The 17,861-nt window shown below is 58.8% G+C and carries 17 protein-coding genes; 10 read left to right on the top strand and 7 right to left on the bottom strand.

The window, feature by feature from the left end; all coding sequences use genetic code 11:
- The first annotated feature begins 63 nt into the window (after positions 1 to 63).
- The 7 genes from icmH to poxB all read left to right on the top strand — a co-directional run bounded on the left by icmH (position 64) and on the right by poxB (position 9,463).
- Entirely contained in the window at positions 64 to 795 is a 732-nt protein-coding gene (gene icmH / locus JFT63_RS04135) for a type IVB secretion system protein IcmH/DotU (protein ID WP_407071383.1), read from the top strand.
- A gap of 36 nt (positions 796 to 831) precedes the next feature.
- Positions 832 to 3,198, top strand: coding sequence for a type VI secretion system Vgr family protein (locus tag JFT63_RS04140; RefSeq protein WP_198843531.1), 2,367 nt, complete (start codon positions 832 to 834; stop codon positions 3,196 to 3,198).
- Positions 3,199 to 3,314: 116 nt separating this feature from the next.
- Positions 3,315 to 4,073 (top strand): VRR-NUC domain-containing protein, encoded by a 759-nt coding sequence (locus JFT63_RS04145; RefSeq protein ID WP_332875215.1) that lies wholly within the window; start codon positions 3,315 to 3,317, stop codon positions 4,071 to 4,073.
- Positions 4,074 to 4,075: 2 nt separating this feature from the next.
- Complete coding sequence (locus JFT63_RS04150) at positions 4,076 to 5,632, top strand: type VI immunity family protein (protein ID WP_057702845.1); 1,557 nt, start codon at positions 4,076 to 4,078, stop codon at positions 5,630 to 5,632.
- Between the two features lie 126 nt (positions 5,633 to 5,758).
- Positions 5,759 to 6,520: a VRR-NUC domain-containing protein gene (locus JFT63_RS04155; RefSeq protein ID WP_233102222.1), complete on the top strand. Its 762-nt coding sequence runs from the start codon at positions 5,759 to 5,761 to the stop codon at positions 6,518 to 6,520.
- Positions 6,521 to 6,522: 2 nt separating this feature from the next.
- Positions 6,523 to 7,602: a type VI immunity family protein gene (locus JFT63_RS04160; protein ID WP_233102223.1), complete on the top strand. Its 1,080-nt coding sequence runs from the start codon at positions 6,523 to 6,525 to the stop codon at positions 7,600 to 7,602.
- Positions 7,603 to 7,738: 136 nt separating this feature from the next.
- Positions 7,739 to 9,463 carry a ubiquinone-dependent pyruvate dehydrogenase gene (gene poxB, locus JFT63_RS04165; RefSeq protein WP_186561529.1) on the top strand — a complete coding sequence of 575 codons (1,725 nt, stop codon included), beginning with the start codon at positions 7,739 to 7,741 and terminating at the stop codon, positions 9,461 to 9,463.
- 122 nt (positions 9,464 to 9,585) lie between these two features.
- Here poxB and JFT63_RS04170 read toward each other — a convergent pair whose 3' ends face one another.
- Complete coding sequence (locus tag JFT63_RS04170) at positions 9,586 to 10,143, bottom strand: NADPH-dependent FMN reductase (protein WP_186561532.1); 558 nt, start codon at positions 10,141 to 10,143, stop codon at positions 9,586 to 9,588.
- Between the two features lie 227 nt (positions 10,144 to 10,370).
- Between JFT63_RS04170 and JFT63_RS04175 the strand changes: the two genes are divergently transcribed.
- Positions 10,371 to 10,607: a hypothetical protein gene (locus tag JFT63_RS04175; RefSeq protein ID WP_057702842.1), complete on the top strand. Its 237-nt coding sequence runs from the start codon at positions 10,371 to 10,373 to the stop codon at positions 10,605 to 10,607.
- Between the two features lie 63 nt (positions 10,608 to 10,670).
- On the opposite strand, the gene JFT63_RS04180 is transcribed toward JFT63_RS04175, so the two are convergent.
- Positions 10,671 to 11,009 (bottom strand): hypothetical protein, encoded by a 339-nt coding sequence (locus JFT63_RS04180; RefSeq protein ID WP_198843580.1) that lies wholly within the window; start codon positions 11,007 to 11,009, stop codon positions 10,671 to 10,673.
- A 183-nt stretch (positions 11,010 to 11,192) separates the two neighbouring features.
- Between JFT63_RS04180 and JFT63_RS04185 the strand changes: the two genes are divergently transcribed.
- Complete coding sequence (locus JFT63_RS04185) at positions 11,193 to 12,101, top strand: LysR family transcriptional regulator (RefSeq protein ID WP_198843532.1); 909 nt, start codon at positions 11,193 to 11,195, stop codon at positions 12,099 to 12,101.
- 99 nt (positions 12,102 to 12,200) lie between these two features.
- Here JFT63_RS04185 and JFT63_RS04190 read toward each other — a convergent pair whose 3' ends face one another.
- The 3 genes from JFT63_RS04190 to dnaQ form a co-directional block, all read right to left on the bottom strand.
- Positions 12,201 to 12,770, bottom strand: a complete 570-nt coding sequence (locus tag JFT63_RS04190) for a GNAT family N-acetyltransferase (RefSeq protein WP_198843581.1) — start codon at positions 12,768 to 12,770, stop codon at positions 12,201 to 12,203.
- Between the two features lie 23 nt (positions 12,771 to 12,793).
- Positions 12,794 to 15,049: an Orn/Lys/Arg decarboxylase N-terminal domain-containing protein gene (locus JFT63_RS04195; protein ID WP_057702840.1), complete on the bottom strand. Its 2,256-nt coding sequence runs from the start codon at positions 15,047 to 15,049 to the stop codon at positions 12,794 to 12,796.
- A gap of 176 nt (positions 15,050 to 15,225) precedes the next feature.
- On the bottom strand, positions 15,226 to 15,966 hold the full coding sequence (gene dnaQ, locus JFT63_RS04200) for a DNA polymerase III subunit epsilon (RefSeq protein WP_164365998.1): 741 nt from the start codon (positions 15,964 to 15,966) through the stop codon (positions 15,226 to 15,228).
- A 203-nt stretch (positions 15,967 to 16,169) separates the two neighbouring features.
- On the opposite strand from dnaQ, the gene JFT63_RS04205 reads away from it, so the two are divergent.
- Positions 16,170 to 16,475: a DUF2388 domain-containing protein gene (locus JFT63_RS04205; protein ID WP_057702838.1), complete on the top strand. Its 306-nt coding sequence runs from the start codon at positions 16,170 to 16,172 to the stop codon at positions 16,473 to 16,475.
- A gap of 35 nt (positions 16,476 to 16,510) precedes the next feature.
- Here the strand turns inward: JFT63_RS04205 and rnhA are convergent, their stop codons facing one another.
- Positions 16,511 to 16,963, bottom strand: coding sequence for a ribonuclease HI (gene rnhA, locus JFT63_RS04210; RefSeq protein ID WP_003173571.1), 453 nt, complete (start codon positions 16,961 to 16,963; stop codon positions 16,511 to 16,513).
- 86 nt (positions 16,964 to 17,049) lie between these two features.
- Positions 17,050 to 17,808 (bottom strand): class I SAM-dependent methyltransferase, encoded by a 759-nt coding sequence (locus JFT63_RS04215; protein WP_057702837.1) that lies wholly within the window; start codon positions 17,806 to 17,808, stop codon positions 17,050 to 17,052.
- Positions 17,809 to 17,861 lie beyond the last annotated feature (53 nt).

Raw genomic sequence — 17,861 nt, 5'->3', positions numbered from 1 at the left:
AATCCCCAAGCCCCACAGCCTCTTACTCCACCCACCCAAGGAACCAGGCCGGAGACTCCGGCCTTGGTTGACGTCCTCTCGCAGTTATCGGATCCCGAATTCGACATGCGCGGCGTGGCCTGGAACCCGCTTTGCGATGCCGCCACGCCGCTGATAGGCCTGGTCATTCGAATACGCCGTCTGACCCAGCATGATGATGTACCTGCGCTGTACCAAGCCGTACGTAACCACATCACTGCAATCATGGAGGAAGTCAGCCAGCTCGACTACGACCCCGGCATGCTCAAGGCTTACTCCTACAGCCTTTGCTTGTTGGTGGATGAGGTGGTGATGGGCACGCCATGGGGGAGATCATCAGAATGGAGCCAAGACTCGCTGCTAAACGCCTTTCACCAGGAAACCTGGGGCGGGGAGCGATTCTTCATCGTGATGAACAACATGATTCCCGAAGCAGCCAGGTACCAGCATGTGTTGGAGTTCATGTACCAGTGCCTGATCTCAGGCCTTAAAGGCAAATACGGCGCCCATCCCAAAGGTGATGATGAAATCCAGAAAATCATCGACCTGTTGCACGGCCTGTTGCGCCCGCTGCGCGGCGAAACACCCAAGCGCCTGACCGACCCGCTGACCAACATCGCGCCGCGCAACTATCGGATCAAACGGGTCTGGCCGTTGTGGACGCCGTGGGCCATGGCCGCCGTGGTGCTGATAGTCGCCTACACGTTCTATTCCATGCGCCTGAACGCTCTCACTCAGGAAGTGCTGGTATCACTGAACAAGATCCTCGCGCTATAACGCCCAACTCATCAATAGCCGATCAGGAAGGACGCCATGCCCCGTCAAAGCGACCTGCGTTTCACGTTCGAGCCCTTGAAAGGCGAAGCCTTCGATGTGGTGTCTTTCACGCTTGAAGAAAGCCTGTCCCAGCCGTTCAAACTGCAATTGGAACTGGCCAGCCACAACGCCGCCATCGACTTCAATAACGTGCTCGACCTGGCGGGGCTGTTCACGATCTGGCGCGGCGAAATGCCGGTGCGCTACGTACACGGCCTGGTCAGCCTGTTCACCCAGGGCGACACCGGCTTTCGTCGCACCCGCTACACCGCCGTCATCGAACCGACCCTGGCGCGTTTCGACCTGCGCTCCAACTGGCGCATCTTCCAGGGCCAGACCGTGCCCGACATCATCACCAGCCTGCTTGCCGAGCACCGACTGACCGACATCCGCCGCGAAATCTGCTTCGATCACCAACCCCGCGAATACTGCGTACAGGCCGGCGAAACCGACCTCGATTTCATCGCCCGCCTGGCCGCCGAAGAAGGCCTGCTCTACACCTTCGAACACCGCGACGACGGCCACACCCTCGTCCTCACCGACCGCGTCGGCGGCCTGGGCACCATCGGCACGCACAAACATTGCCCCGTGATCTACCAACCCATGGCCGGCGGCGATGCCACAGAACCGGCCTTGACCCGTTTTCACTACACCGAACAAGTACGCACCGCACGCCAAGTACAACGCGACTACACCTTCACCCACCCGCGCTACGACCAACAGCACACCGCCACCGGCGACCAGGACCTGAAAAACCAGCACAAGGACTACGAGCGCTACGACTACCCCGGACGCTACAAACGCGACATCGCCGGCAAACCCTTCACCAAGACTCGGCTGACCGCCCTGCGCAATGACGCCAAACTGGCGCACCTGGCCGGTGACGACGCGCGCCTGCAACCGGGGCTGGCATTCGACCTCAACGAACATCCCCGCGAAGACTTCAACGACCGTTGGCGCACCATCGCCATCACCCACGAAGGCAAGCAGCACACCAGCCTGGAGGAAGAGGCGTTCGGCAGCGACCACGGCAGCTCTTATGAAATGACCGCCAGCGCCATCCGCTGGACCTCGGATTGGAAGGCGCCGCTGCGCGACAAACCCTGCATCGACGGCCCGCAGATCGCCACGGTAGTTGGGCCGCCAGGGGAAGAGATTTATTGCGATGAATGGGGCCGGGTGAAAGTGCAATTCCCGTGGGATCGTGCGGACAAAAACAACGATCAGAGCTCGTGCTGGATTCGTGTGGCGCAGGGTTGGGCCGGTGCGACCTGGGGCGCCATGGCCATTCCACGTGTGGGTCAAGAACTGGTGATCAGCTATTTGGATGGCGATCCTGACCAGCCCATCGCCACGGGCCGTACCTACCGCGAGACCAATCTGCCGCCGTACCAGCTGCCCAAGCACAAGACGCGGATGACCATCAAGAGCCAAACCCATAAGGGTGCAGGCTTCAACGAGCTGCGATTTGAGGATGAGTTGGGCCATCAGGAGGTGTTCATCCATGCCGAAAAAGACAAAAACGTCCACATCAAGCACAACAACACTACCTTCGTAGGAAACGACCGAAGCGAACAAGTCGGGCATGACGAGCACATCGAAATCGGTCATGACCGCAGCGAACGAGTGGGCAACGATGAAGACATTGCTGTCGCTCAAGACCAGCATCTGCAAGTGGGCCGTGATCGTATACACACTGTAGGGCGCAACCACCACATCGACATCGGTGGAGACCGCGTCGAAGAAATTGCCAACAATCGGCATGACAGGATCGCCGCTGACCACCAGGTGCAGATCGGCGGCAATGCTGAACAATCAGTACGCAACCATTACCGCCTCTGCGCAGGACAGCGCATTGAGCAAAAAACCCGAGTGTTCGATGTTGCATCGAACGAGCGCCTTATTCTGCGAGCGCCCGGCGGCAGCATCACGATTGATGGCAATGGCATCACGCTCGATGGACTGGCCATCAGAATCAAAGGCCCTGTGACCACAGATCCGATCGGAACGGGTAACCCACTCGGCACTCCACAACTGCCTGCCCTACCGCCGGGACCGTTCCTGGGGCGCTACACGTTGCTCAAGAACGACCAACGTGCCTTCGCAGGCTATCGGTATCGCATCACCGATGGCACGGCGCTGCTTGCCGAAGGGCGCACCTGCCCCTTGGGTGGCACTGAGTGGACGGTGACGCCGGCAGCCAAACCCGTGCAGGCCCATAAGGCAATCATGCGCGACGATCAGCAAATCACCGAAACGTGGGCCCCCTACCTGATGGCCCTTGATGATCAAGGCACCCCCGTTGAGGCCAAGGCGATTTTCCCCGACGACTTTCTGGATCAACACAGTGGAGACCTCGACTGATGCCAGGCCCACTAGCTCCAGCCGTCGCGCGGATCATCGACGGTGCCTATCGCGCCTATCGGGCAAACCAGGCTTTTGAGAACAGCAGAACCGCCGCCGAACTGGCCCAACTCGCGGTGGAAATTGCCGAGCGCAGGAAGCAGATCAAGGAAACCCTTCGCGTCACCATTGAAGCAATGACCCGCGAGATCGAGGTCAAGAGTTCCACCTTTGCCGTGGTAGATCGCGGCGGTAATAGCACAGTTTCTCGACGAGGCCAGGAGAACATCACGTTCAAGGAATACATCGAACGCAAAGTGCCCTTTCGCCCGGCGATCAGCCAAGTCTGCACCGTTGCGCTGCAAATGCCGATCAAGGTACCGCGCCGTATTCGCAAGAAAATTGCCGGCGATACGGTACCGACCACCATCGAGATCGCCCTCAAACAATTTACCGCCTCGTTGTTTTTTGAAGCCGTGGATGAGGCACTGGAGTGGCGCAGCCCGCTCAAGGCCGAACCCAACTACAACGGCAACAGCAAGAAGGCGTTGTTGGGCGAGCCGGTTACGCGGCCCAAACGGTTCGGCAGTGCCGTGCAGCCTTTTTGGCCACGGCCGAAGGGTTTGCTGGCGCCCGATCTGGTGGTGGTTGAGTACCGGCAAGAGCCGTTTGAAACCGAGAATGTGTTTGCGGCGGTGGAGATCAAGTTCCCGGGTGATTGGGCAGTTTCAAAACAAATGAAAAGGTACGTGACCCTCATGACACCTGAGACGGGAATAAATCCGGCGAAAATTGGCAAGGAAAAAGTGGCGTTGCTTAGGGTTCCGGAAGACTGCGTGGGTTTTAAAGCAGAAGAGAAGAATTCCTCGATGAAAGGTAATAAAAATAGGAGGTAAGCGTGAGCACTATTCATAGACTGTTTAACGAAGAAGAGCGTGATGAGTTTATTGCAGAGCTTAAGGAATGGCCCAACACCGATTGGGGTACAGATGAGGTCGCCCGGCATAGCGTAAGCCCGTTCATCAGCTTCTACTTCCCCCCCAACTCCGACAACCAAGTCGATATCGCCCTGCTGATGGTTGATATTCACGAAGCCTTCGAACGCCTGCTTGGTCATCCTTACACCATGACCATGCACGAAGACACAGATCGTCCGCACCCTTACCCCGAGGAGGAGTTCGACCTTCGCATGCAAGCGATGGATGTCGATGCAAACGATTACTTCGAATTCTGGTTTACCGACGAAGCAAACCATGCCAGTTCACCCACAACATCGGGCCATTTCTGGCGTAGCAGGCACGAAGGTACCGGGAAAAAATCGGCTTACTCCTGGGTTGTTTTCTATTACCGCTGGCAATGGTGGCAGGACAACCGCGATGCCTGGCGCCAGTTCGTCCTCAAGACCATTGACCTGCTCAAGGCTCACCAGGTCTACAGCGGCTTCGCCATGGCCAATCCAATGGAATATGGCACCCGGGCGGAAGTCACTACCTGGGAGCGAGCGCTTATGCCAGCTTTCTACGGACTTGATATCGAATATGCCTATGGCATGGACGACGAATTGCCTAACGGCATCCGCCCGCCCACTTGGGCCTTCCTGCTCGCCGATCACTGGCGAGAAAAGCTCGACCTGACCCGCGAACAGGTACGTAGCGCACTCGCTCACCCCCGCATCAACGTCATCGAACTGCACAGCGGCCAGTGGATTGAGCTGGGCGAACAGCCCAAGTTGTACCCTGTCGAACTCGGCGTGCCGGAACTGCCCATGCTCTTGAACAGACTGCTCAAGCCCATCCGTTACGACGATCTGGGATTACTCGGCTTCGGCCAATGGGACGGTGATCCGAATGAGCGCTTTACCGACGCCGACAGCCGCCGCTGGATGGCACGTTTCGATACCGACAGCGACTGGCCCACGCCAGCATCGCGATTGGGCACACCCAAGCCAACGGCTCCCGCGCAAAACTCTGCGCCGCTGAGCATCATTGCGGGCATGCCATGCACCCAAGCCGGCTGGTGGCTTGTCCCGGGGGTCGCTGATTCACGTCGCGAATTCAAGCAAGGCGAAATCCTGCCCGTGCTCACCTCGCAACCCAGTGAAAGGCTGACGCTTTGGCAACGCGACTCCGACCAAACGCCCCCGGAACCCGCCCGGCACGCCAGCAGCCACGAAGCCGCTCCCCGCGCCGGCCGCTGGGAAATGGAGGCGGATCGCTGCGTGGAGTGCACCGTCCGGCTGAACGAACGGCTGCCGTTACATCAAGGCCAAAAGGTGCGCTGGTTATGGACTGTCAGCGGCATGCGCGCCCGTAGCGGCGAAACCTGCCCGTATCCAGGGAAATGGGTGTGTGACTACAAACCCGGTACCGAACGGCTATTCGATTACGCCGCCCTGATGCCGCACGTGGACGGTGAAAAAGTTGTCTGGCGCTGGTTAGGGCTGGTGCAGAGATGAGTGTCGACTGATGCCTGTCCCTCTAACCCCTGCCGTCGCGCGGATCATCGACGGTGCCTATCGCGCCTATCGGGCAAACCAGGCTTTTGAGAACAGCAGAACCGCCGCCGAACTGGCCAACTCGCGGTGGAAATTGCCGAACGCAGGAAGCAGATCAAGGAAACCCTTCGCGCCACCATTGAAGCAATGACCCGCGAGATCGAGGTCAAGAGTTCCACCTTTGCCGTGGTGGATCGCGGCGGTAATAGCACGGTTTCTCGACGAGGCCAGGAGAACATCACGTTCAAGGAATACATCGAACGCAAAGTGCCCTTTCGCCCGGCGATCAGCCAAGTCTGCACCGTTGCGCTGCAGATGCCGATCAAGGTACCGCGCCGTATCCGCAAGAAAATTGCCGGCGATACGGTACCGACCACCATCGAGATCGCCCTCAAACAATTTACCGCCTCGTTGTTTTTTGAAGCCGTGGACGAGGCACTGGAGTGGCGCAGCCCGCTCAAGGCCGAACCCAACTACAACGGCAACAGCAAGAAGGCGTTGTTGGGCGAGCCGGTTACGCGGCCCAAACGGTTCGGCAGTGCCGTGCAGCCTTTTTGGCCACGGCCGAAGGGTTTGCTGGCGCCCGATCTGGTGGTGGTTGAGTACCGGCAAGAGCCGTTTGAAACCGAGAATGTGTTTGCGGCGGTGGAGATCAAGTTTCCGGGAGATTGGGTAGTAAAAAAACAAATAACGGACTACGTGAACCTGATGAAGCCCTCAACGGGCGTCAACCCGGACAAAATCGGAAGAGAGAAAGTTGCGCTGTTGCGGGTGCCGGAAGATTGCACCGGTTTTGAAATAGATGAAAAGAACAATTCAACGTCCAAAGGCCAAAAAAACAGGAGGTAAGCATGAGTACGACTCATAGACTTTTTGATGACGAAGAACGTGACGAGTTTATTGCAGAACTGAAGGAATGGCCCAACACGGATTGGGGTAAAGATGAAGTCGCCCGCCATAGTGTCAGCCCGTTCATCAGCTTCTACTTCCCCCCTACTCCTGATAACCATCGCGATGTAGCTCTATTGATGGTGGATATCCACGAAGCTTTCGAAAAACTGCTTGGCTTCCCTTTCACCATGACCATGCACGAAGACACTGAGCGTCCTCATGCTTATCCGCAAGAAGAGCCTGATCTTCGCAGGCAGGCCATGGAAGCCCATCCACACGAGTACTTCGTATTCTGGTTTACCGACGAAACAAACCATGCCAGCTCACCTACAACATCGGGCGATTTCTGGCGTACTTGGTATCGAACTGACGGGTCGCGAACAGAGTATTCCTCAATCGTATTCTATTACCGCTGGCAATGGTGGCTGGACAACCGCGATGCCTGGCGCCAGTTCGTACTCAAGACCATTGATCTGCTCAAGGCTCATCAGGTCTACAGTGGTTTAGCCATGGCTAACCCAATGGAATATGGCACGCGAGCAGAAATTACCACATGGGAAAGAGCCTTGACGCCCGCTTTCTACGGGCTCGATATCGACTACGAGTTTTCGATGCGTGACGAGTTACTCAACGGCATCCGTCCGCCCACCTGGGCCTTCCTGCTAGCCGATCTCTGGCGCGTAAAACTCGACCTGACCCGTGAACAGGTACGCGAAGCACTCGCTCACCCCCGCATCAGCATCACCGAACTGCACAGCGGCCAGTGGATCGAGCTGGGCGAACAGCCCGAATTGTACCCTGTCGAACTCGGCGTGCCGGAACTGCCCATGCTCTTGAACAGACTGCTCAAGCCCATCCGTTACGACGACTTGGGATTACTGGGCTTCGGCCAATGGGACGGTGACCCAAACGAGCGCTTTACCGACGCCGACAGCCGCCGCTGGATGGCACGTTTCGATACCGACAGCGACTGGCCCACGCCAGCATCGCGATTGCTCACAGCCAAGCAACAGCTCCCGCGTAAACCTTTGCGCCGCTGACCAGGGCTTATGCAGGTATGCATCACTGAGTGCAAGCATGACGCAATCTTCACATTAAAGGCGGAGCATTCGCCGTGATTGAACTGTCCCCTACTGATCAGCAGTTTTTCAACCTCACTGACGATTGGAGTTCCTCATGGCGAAAATCAACCTGGCGCAGCAGTTGGCGACCACCCTGGAACAGGCAGGCATCAAGCGTATCTGGGGCCTGACCGGCGACAGCCTCAATGGCCTGACCGACGCGCTCCGCAGCATGGACAGTATCGAGTGGATGCATGTGCGCCACGAAGAAGTCGCCGCCTTTGCCGCCGGTGCCGAAGCCGCCGCCACTGGCGAGTTGACGGTGTGCGCCGGCAGTTGCGGGCCGGGCAATCTGCATTTGATCAATGGTTTGTTCGACTGCCATCGTAATCATGTGCCGGTGCTGGCGATTGCCGCGCAGATTCCATCGTCGGAGATCGGCCTCAACTATTTCCAGGAAACCCATCCCCAGGAGCTGTTCAAGGAGTGCAGCCATTTCATCGAACTGGTGAGCAACCCCGAGCAGATGCCCCAGGTGCTGCACCGCGCCATGCGCTCAGCCATCCTCAATCGCGGCGTGGCGGTGGTGGTGATTCCAGGGGATGTATCGTTGCTGGAAGTGGAAGACAAGCTCAAGCCCTGGCCAGCCCTGCACGCACCGCGCACCTTGCCGGCTGAACAGGACTTGCAACGTCTCAGCGAGATCCTTCAGAGCAGTGAAAAAGTCACCCTGCTCTGCGGCAGCGGCTGTGCCGGTGCGCACGATCAGGTGGTGGCGTTGGCCGACGCACTCGGCGCGCCGGTGGTGCACGCGCTGCGCGGCAAGGAACATGTGGAGTGGGATAACCCTTTTGACGTGGGCATGACCGGCCTGATCGGTTTCAGCTCCGGTTACCATGCCATGCTCGACTGCGACACGTTGATCATGCTCGGCACCGACTTCCCCTATCGCCAGTTCTACCCCACCGATGCCAGGATCATTCAGGTTGATCGTGACCCCCAGGCCCTGGGCCGACGCGCCACGCTGGATCTGGGCATCGCCGCCGATGTCAGCGAAACCATCGATGCCTTGCTGCCGCGCTTGACCCGCAAGACCGATCGCAGCTTTCTGGAGACCTCGTTGAAGCATTACGAGAAGGCCCGCCAGGGGTTGGATGACCTGGCGCAACCCTCCAAGGCCAATCGGCCGATCCACCCCCAGTACGTCGCACGCTTGCTCAGTGAGCTGGCCGACGATGATGCAATCTTCACCGCCGACGTTGGCTCACCCACAGTATGGGCGGCGCGCTATTTGAAAATGAACGGCAAGCGCCGGCTGATTGGCTCTTTCAACCATGGCTCGATGGCCAATGCCATGCCCCAGGCCATTGGCGCCCAGGCGGCATTCCCTGGGCGCCAGGTGATTTCGATGTCGGGGGATGGCGGGTTCACGATGTTGATGGGGGATTTCATTTCACTGGCGCAGTTGAATCTGCCGGTGAAACTCATTGTGTTCAATAACTCATCCCTGGGTTTTGTCGCCATGGAAATGAAGGCTGCCGGGTACCTGGACACTGGCACCGAGTTGAAAAACCCGGACTTCGCGGCCATGTCCAATGCCATGGGTATTCTGGGGATTCGCGTAGAGCAATCCGAAGATCTGGAACCGGCCCTGCGCCGCGCCCTGGCCCATGATGGCCCCGTGCTGGTGGACGTGGTGACAGCCACGCAGGAACTGGTGATGCCGCCGAGTATCAAGCTGGAACAGGCCAAAGGGTTCAGCCTGTATATGCTTAAAGCGGTGATGAGCGGTCGCGGCGATGAGGTCATCGAACTGGCACGCACCAACTGGTTGCGATAACCCCTACTGTAGGAGCGAGCTTGCTCGCGAAGATCGTTAACGATAACGCTGACATCCTGAATGAACGCGTAGTCCTCAGGTTTTTCGCGAGCAAGCTCGCTCCTACAGGTGCCGGGCTAATATCAGCCCTTCTGTTTTTCTACCCACTTGCCGTAGGCATCGATGAATGACTGCAGGAACGGTTTGGTTTTTTCCGAGACCTTGCCCGCCTCATCGAATACGCTACCGGCGCCGCCTAAGTAGGCTTCCGGCTGTTGCATGCACCACACATCCAGGAACACCAGCGACTGGCGCAGGTGATGGTTGGCGCCAAAACCACCAATGGCACCCGGCGATACGCTGATGATCGCTCCAGGCTTGCCGCTCCAGGCGCTTTGCCCATAAGGGCGGGAACCCACGTCGATTGCATTCTTCAGCGCAGCGGGTACGGAACGGTTGTATTCCGGGGTCACGAACAGCACGGCGTCGGATGAACTCACCTGTTGGCGGAAAGTGCTGTAGGCTGCGGGCGGTGTTGCACCGTCGATGTCCTCGTTGTAGAGCGGCAGGTCGCCGATTTCAACAATGTTCAACTTGAGGTTGGCAGGTGCCAGCTCGGCCAGGGCCAGGGCGACCTTGCGGTTGATCGACGCTTTTCTCAAGCTGCCCACCAGGACGGCAATCGTGTAGACCTTGCTCATTGAGGTTTCCCGACTTCTGAATAAAGGAGCTTGTAGTTATAGAGGCTTAGCGGCCTGTTCACCAGCGAGTTTTGATGATTCCCGCGGCGATTTCCTTGCAGCCGCTTGCGTAGGAAACGGCTGAAAACATCAGCGAATAGTATTTTTTTCTTATAGGTAAACTACCCCGCTCCCTGACGGTCTACAGAACCGCAAATCGAGTGTTTATCTCCAGAGGTTCTAAACAGATGGCAGCAGTACTAGTTGGACAGTTCCATGCTCGAGACGCGGAAGGCCGCGTATATTCGGTGCATGAGTTCCAGGAATCCGACCCGGCGCAAGGCGACCTGGCTGGCTCGACGCCCACCACCACCTACAAGCTGGCCATTGGCGACCGCGTAGAGAAACTGGAAGGCGATGAATTCAAACTGCTCCAGTCGGGGACCATTCTTGTCCGCGAATCGCAAACTACCCTGGCGTCATAAGGGCCCCCATTTTGTACACCCGCTCAGTCCTGGCCATCGTTGGCGTTGACTGGGCCGGGGTCATCAAGGGCTGCGCATCTGCGTTATTTCAATGCCCTGCTCGCTTTGTTTGAGCGTCACCACCAATTGCCCTCTTTCCCCCTCCACCGCATACATCGAGCGCTTGTAGCCCGACCGGTTGGACGCGGGATACGCCTCCACTTGCCTGATCAGGTTAACCGCCAACACGGCGCCCACCTGCTCGCTCACCTTTTCCTGGGAACGGATGAACGTTTCAAGTGCAAGCTCTTCAGGAGGGTGTTCAGTGGAGTCATTAAAGAGGTAAGCCGCCATGCACCCCACGGTCAAAAGGACCAGGAGTTGCTTGGCCGTCACCCCGAAGAACGTCGAGGGTAGAGGCATTTGAGACCAGACCTGTTTTTTGTTGTAAGTACCGGCAAGCCGGCATTGGTCGTTGCTGATCAGACGCACCATTCTAATGAGGTCATGGCCGAACGCCATAGGCCGGGGCGACCCGCGCAGTCTTTTTTGCGCCTGAAGGCCTGCACCATTGAATCCACTTCGCGCTGCACATAGACTCCGGCCATGCGTTTACGTCATATCGAAGTGATTCAGGCCATCTTGCAAACCGGACACCTGGGCACCGCCGCCGAATGGTTGCAACTCTCTGTGGGTGAAGTAGACGCCACGCTCAAGGATGCCGAGCTGCAATTGGGTTTTATGTTGTTTGCCAGCGTGCGCGGACGTTTGCAAGCAACGCACGAGACGCTGCAATTGCAGGCGCAGATCGTCCAGTTGTACGAAGCACTCGAACCGATGCAACGCCTGGCCGGCCGCTTGAAACATCACCACGCCGCGCCCCTGCGTGCGCTGTGCACCCCTCCCCTGGCCAATCAACTACTGCCGCAAAGCATTGCCATGCTGCGCAGACGCTTCCAGGACACGCCGTGCAACCTGTCGAGCCAGCCGACCCGGGAGATCGTCAGGAGCCTGCTGCTGCACGAAGCCGATGTGGGGCTGAGCCTGCATGACCCGCAACATCCACAAATTCAAAGCACCCCACTGGCCCAGGGCAAGCTGCAATTGCTCGCGCCCCACGGCTGGCTCAAACCCAAGCAGAAGTACATCGCGCTGCAGGATCTGGCCGGGCAGTCGCTGATCGGGCTGGAAGGCCACGACCCGCTGAGTCGTCTGCTGGACGCCAAACTGCAAGCCCTGCGCCCGCTGCCGGTGGTGCAGACGCGGGTACAGACCTACCAGATGATGCGCAGCATGGTTGAGGCCGGTGAAGGCTTGGCGATTGTCGATCCTTTTACCGCCTCTGGTGCCAGGGAAGCCGGGCTGGATGCGTGCCCGGTGTCGCCCCCCATAATGGTCAGCCTGTATGCACTCACCCTGAAAGACGGCGCCACCTCACCGGCATTGAATGCGCTGCTGGAGATTGTCACCCAGAAGGCCGAAAGTCTCCTGGGCGGCGACACAAACCTCTCGTAGGAGCGAGCTTGCTCGCGAAGGACGTGAACGGTTACGCGCTCATCCTGACGTAACGCGGCGCCTTTGCGTTTTTCGCGAGCAAGCTCGCTCCTACAGGGCTTAGATCGATCCCACTTCCGTCTTGAATAACCGATACCAGAAAATCGCCACTTCACGGGTTTGTGGATCAATCCCGCGATAACGCAATTGGTCGATCCCACCCATCACATACCCGCAGCGCTCATACAGGCGGCAAGCACCCAGATTATTGTTTTGGGTTTCCAACATCATGCCCGGCAGGTTTTTCTTGCGGGCCCAGAACTGCGCCACGTCCAGCAGCGCCTTGGCCACGCCATGACGTCGCGCCGGCAACACCACGGCCAACTCATCAACATGGGCAAAACCGTTCCAGTTGGTGCTGACCACCACGTGCCCTACCGCACGGTCATCCAGGTAGGCCATGAAGATCGCACTGTCGGCGGCATCGCGAAAGCTGGAGAACTCTTCAGGGTCGATGCCATAGCATTTGCGATACGGCAGGATGCGCTCCACCGGCCATTGATCGACACGCTGGCCCATCTGCGGAACGCCATAGGCGTCGACCTCGAAGCTGAAGTCATTGCCCCATACATAAGCGTCAAAACCTTCGTCGGCGACGCGCACACTGAGCCCTGGGTACTTCGGGTTCATCACAGCTTGCTGCATAAACATTCTTAACCCTTGATGCAATCGACGGTGTAACGACGGCCACTACCGTCATCTTCGTGTTGCAGCCCATGAACATCGGCGACAAAACCGGGGAAACTGCTATCGAACGTTCGGGCAAATGCCAGGTAGTCGATGATTGAACGCGTTGATTCTGTAAAGCGCTCGCCGGGCATGATCAATGGAATGCCCGGCGGATAAGGCACCAGCATTACGGCTGCGATGCGTCCTGGCAAGGCATCGATGGATACCGCTTCGACTTCGCCCCTCACCAGTTGGTCGTAGGCATCGGCGGGTTTCATCGCGATCTGCGGCAATACCGTGTACATGCGTTTGAGATGCTTGGCGGTGGCGTTGCTACGGTAACAGCTGTGCAACTGGTCGCAAAGATCGCGCAGGCCCATGCCCTGATAACGTACCGGCCCCTGGGCGTATACCGAAGGCAAACAACTGGCCAGGCTGACGTTGGCATCGTAACTGCGCTTGAACTCCAGCAACTCGGTGAGCAAGGTACTCCACTTGCCTTTGGTGATCCCCATGGAGAACAACACGAGGAACGAATACAACCCGGTTTTTTCCACCACCAGGCCGCGCTCCCAGAGAAACTTGCTGACCACCGCGGCGGGAATCCCGCAATCGCTCAAGGCGCCACCGGCATTGAGGCCGGGCATTACCAGGGTGACTTTGATCGGGTCCAGCAAGACATAATCTTCAGCCACGTCGCCAAAGCCATGCCAATCATCCTGAGGATGCAGTAGCCAGTCCGCCGTGGCAACGCGGTCGATACCCGCCACCGATTGCGGCTGCCAGATCGAAAACCACCAATCCTCGGCAGCAATATGCTGGCGCAGGTTGGCCAGCGCGCGGCGGAAACTCAAGGCCTCGTCGAACATCTCCTGCAGCAGCGAGCGCCCGGCCGGCCCTTCCATCATCGCCGAGGCGACGTCCAGCGAGGCGATGATGCTGTATTGCGGTGAAGTCGAGATGTGCATCATGAAGGCTTCGTTGAAACGGTCACGGTCCAGCTGCCGTGCACCGCCGTCCTGCACATGGATCATCGACGCCTGGCTGAATGCGGCCAGCAGTTTATGAGTGGAGTGGGTGGTAAATACCAGCGGGCTGTCCGGTGTGCGCAAGGTACCCATGCCATAGCGCCCGGCGAAAAACTCGTGAAATGCCGCATAGGCGTACCAGGCCTCATCGAAGTGCAGCACTTCTACGCTGTTACCCAATTGCTGCTTGATCAGTTCGGCGTTGTAGCACAGGCCGTCGTAGGTGGAATTGGTTACCACCGCCAGCTTCACCTTGGGTGGCCGGCCATGCGTCAACGGGCTGGCGTCGATCTTGGCGCGGATTGACTCGGGGCTGAATTCGCTCAGAGGGATCGGGCCGATGATCCCCAGCTCGTTGCGCTCCGGGCACAGGTACAGCGGGATAGCGCCGGTCATGATGATCGAGTGCAGTACTGACTTGTGACAGTTGCGGTCTACCAGCACCAGATCGTCGCGGCCAACCATGGAGTGCCAGACAATTTTGTTGGCGGTGGAAGTGCCGTTGATAACGAAGAATGTATGGTCGGCGCCAAAGTTGCGGGCGGCGCGGGCCTCGGCTTCGGCCAGGGGGCCGGTATGATCGAGCAACGAGCCCAGTTCAGGGACGGAAACAGACAAGTCCGAGCGCAGGGTGTTCTCCCCGAAAAACTGGTGAAATGCCTGCCCCACCGGGCTTTTGCGGTACGCCACGCCACCGCCATGGCCAGGGGTGTGCCAGGAATAATTGGAATCGGCAGTGTGCTGTACCAAAGCCTTGAAGAACGGCGGCAACAGCCCGTCCAGGTAAGTGCGTGCAGAGCGGGCGACCTGACGCGCCAGAAACGGCACGGTGTCTTCGAACAGATAAAGAATGCCACGCAGTTGGTTAAGCTCGCTCATTGCATCGGCCGGCGCATTTTCCAGGGTGACTTGCTCACCCAGGGCGAAGATCGGCAGGTTGGGTGCCCGCACCCGCGCCAGGCGAATCAGCTCGACCATGTTTTGCAGCAGGTGGGTATTTTCCCCGGCGCCTTCGGCGGCAATCAACATGCACGCCAAACCGTGATGGGTGGAGGCCACCAACCGCCCCTCGGCGTAGTCCACCGCAGAAAAGATACTGAAGCCCTCTTGTTCCAATTCCCTGGCGATGCCTCGAACCCGGTCACCGGCAACGGTGTCGGCCTTGATGTCACGGTGCACGATAAGAATGGGAAACTTGAGGTCTTTGTACATGAGCGCTCTTACTCCGGAGGGCTTTGCACTCAGGGTAGAAGCTGGAAGCGAATGTGGCGAATGAAGATTTTATCGGCAGTGGTGATCACATGTGCAAGCGCGCCTGCCTCACTGCCAGTCAGCTATAGAGAGGGTGCAGGCAATAGCTCCCTCGCCACAACACAAGCCTGCCACCACTACTGTTGCGTAAGTTGAGTCCACAACGCCGGCGCACCCGCTGCCTTGGCAATCGCTTCCAACCGCGCCACGTGCTCGGCCAGGTCTTGCTCGCTGGCACGAATGACCGGTGTCGGTTTGCGATCGGCCGGCAGGCGGCGGATTTCCGAAGGACGGTTGCCGGAGCCTTCCGCCGAGCCGCTGCCATCGGAGGCGTTACCCGCCAGGGACAGGCTGGTTTGCCCGCCGGTCATGGTCAGGTAAACGTCGGCCAGGATCTCGGAGTCGAGCAAGGCGCCGTGCAGTTCACGGCCGGAGTTATCAACGCCATAACGCTTGCACAAGGCATCAAGGCTGTTGCGCTGGCCCGGGTGACGCTCGCGGGCCATCATCAAGGTGTCGAGGATCGTGCAGTGCTGGGAAATGTCCGCACGGTCCGTCTGCCCCATCAGGGCAAATTCGTTGTTGATAAAGCCGATGTCGAACGCCGCGTTATGGATGATCAACTGCGCGCCGTTGATGAACTCGAAGAACTCATCGGCGACTTCGGCAAAGCGTGGCTTGCCCTTGAGGAATTCGTCGGTGATGCCGTGGACGCCGATCGCGCCTTCGTCACTGTCACGGTCTGGTTGCAGGTAAACGTGGAAGTGGCGGCCGGTCAGGCGGCGCCCCATCAGTTCGACGCAGCCGATTTCGATGATCCGGTGACCATCGGTCACCGGCATGCCGGTGGTTTCGGTATCGAGTACAACAGATCGGATGGCCATCAGGGTTCAGCTCTCAACGGTTTGGTACATTTCAAGGGGCGGGATATTAGCACGCTCCAGAACCGGTGCGCCCCATGGCAAACAGCCGCGGCGGCTCGCCCAACAGTTTTTTACAAGGTTTAGCAAACCTGCTGCAGTTTGCTGCCGTCCCTGTTGTTAGCCTGCACGCCCCTTCTTGATGCGGAATACCCGGATTCATGTGCACGTTTAAATGGCTGTTTATTCCCTGCCTGCTCTGCGCCGCCAGTGTGCAGGCCACCAGTTTCGTCATGACGACTGACGCGCTGGTAAGCCTGTCGATGAGTGCCACAGGAGGCACCAGCAGCAGCTTCAAGGACGACAAGATCGTGCTGGCGGCCAAGGCCGATGCCGCGTCGTTTATTGCAAGCCAGGGTGAAATACGCGGCGTTCAGTTGGAGTCGGCGTTCGAGCACATTCGCCGTTTGAGGGTGGATCTACACTGCACGGACGAGCAACTCGCCCGTGCGATCCTGGTGCTGTAACCGCCCGGCGTGAACGGCCGCTGCGGTGTTGCGGATCAGCTCTGCTTGTAGCCGCGCACTTCATCCACGCCACGATTGGCCAACTGGTCAGCGCGCTCGTTGCCAGGGTGGCCGATGTGCCCGCGCACCCATTTCCAGGTGATGTCGTGACGGTTGCATTGCTCATCGAGCAATTGCCACAAGTCGGCGTTCTTGACCGGCTCCTTGGCCGCCGTCTTCCAACCGCGCTTCTTCCAGTTGACCATCCACTCGTTGATGCCCTTCATCACGTATTGCGAGTCGGTCACCAGCAGCACGTTGCAGCGCCGCTTGAGTTCTTCCAGGCCACGAATGGCGCCCATCAGCTCCATGCGGTTATTGGTGGTGTTGGCTTCACCGCCCCACAGTTCCTTCTCCACGCCCTTGCACACCAGCAAGGCGCCCCAGCCGCCGGGGCCGGGGTTGCCCTTGCAGGCGCCATCGGTGAAGAGTTCTACGCTATCGGTCATCGGTTGTATCCATCAAAACGGGCTGGCGGTAATCGACCGACAGTATCCCGAGGCCGGGCAAACCGGCCTGAAATCAAAAAAGGAGTTTAGCGTTCGCTTTGCTTGCGGTTGACCTTGGCCAGCGGCATCGGCACGAGCTTTCCAATGGGCTGGCGCGCAACCTGGCGTACCGGCCGCAACCCGACCACGATCTTGCGCGCCACCAGCAGATAGAAGCCGCCGCCCGCTAGTTGCCAGGCACCCGCACGGCGTTCCCAGCCCGCCAGGCGACCCTGCCACTTGGCTGTCGCAAGCGGCGGACGATAGCACCCGAAGCGACGTTTCTCCAGCGCAAAGCCCAGCAGGTTCAGCCAGTCTGCCACCCGCGATGGCGAGATACAGCGCGCCTGACGCAGGCCATCATGGGCGAATACACGGCGCAAGCCCCAACTGCTCCAGGGGTTGATACCGACAATCAGCAAATGGCCACCAGGGCGCACGCTGCTCGCGGCTTCGCGCAGCAACCCATGGGGCGACAGGCAGAAATCCAGGCCATGCTGCAACACCACCACATCGGCGGCATGTTCGCTCAAGGGCCAGGCCTGTTCCTCACAGACGATTTCAACCCCCGGCAGCGGCGCGCCCAGGCGAACATTGCGTTGCACCTGCGGCGCCGATGGCGGCGTCTGAGCCGAGGGGCCGTAATGCACCAGATAGCCACCAAAGAACCGACCCAGCTCGTCATCGAGCATGCGCCGCTCTTCATCCAGCAGAAATTGTCCAATCGGCCCGGACAACCATTCACGGGCCGCGCTGATCAGGGCCAGCCACTCAGGATCGGCCTGGGCGAACGCTTTATCAGTCATTGCATTCTCCAACTCGCCTAGACGTTCTAAGATGCACCAATGTGTTCAGCTTG

Origin of the sequence: Pseudomonas sp. MF7453 (genome assembly GCF_016405455.1) — a bacterium.
GTDB classification, from domain to species: domain Bacteria; phylum Pseudomonadota; class Gammaproteobacteria; order Pseudomonadales; family Pseudomonadaceae; genus Aquipseudomonas; species Aquipseudomonas paralactis.
This window is presented reverse-complemented; position numbering and strand designations above follow the sequence as displayed.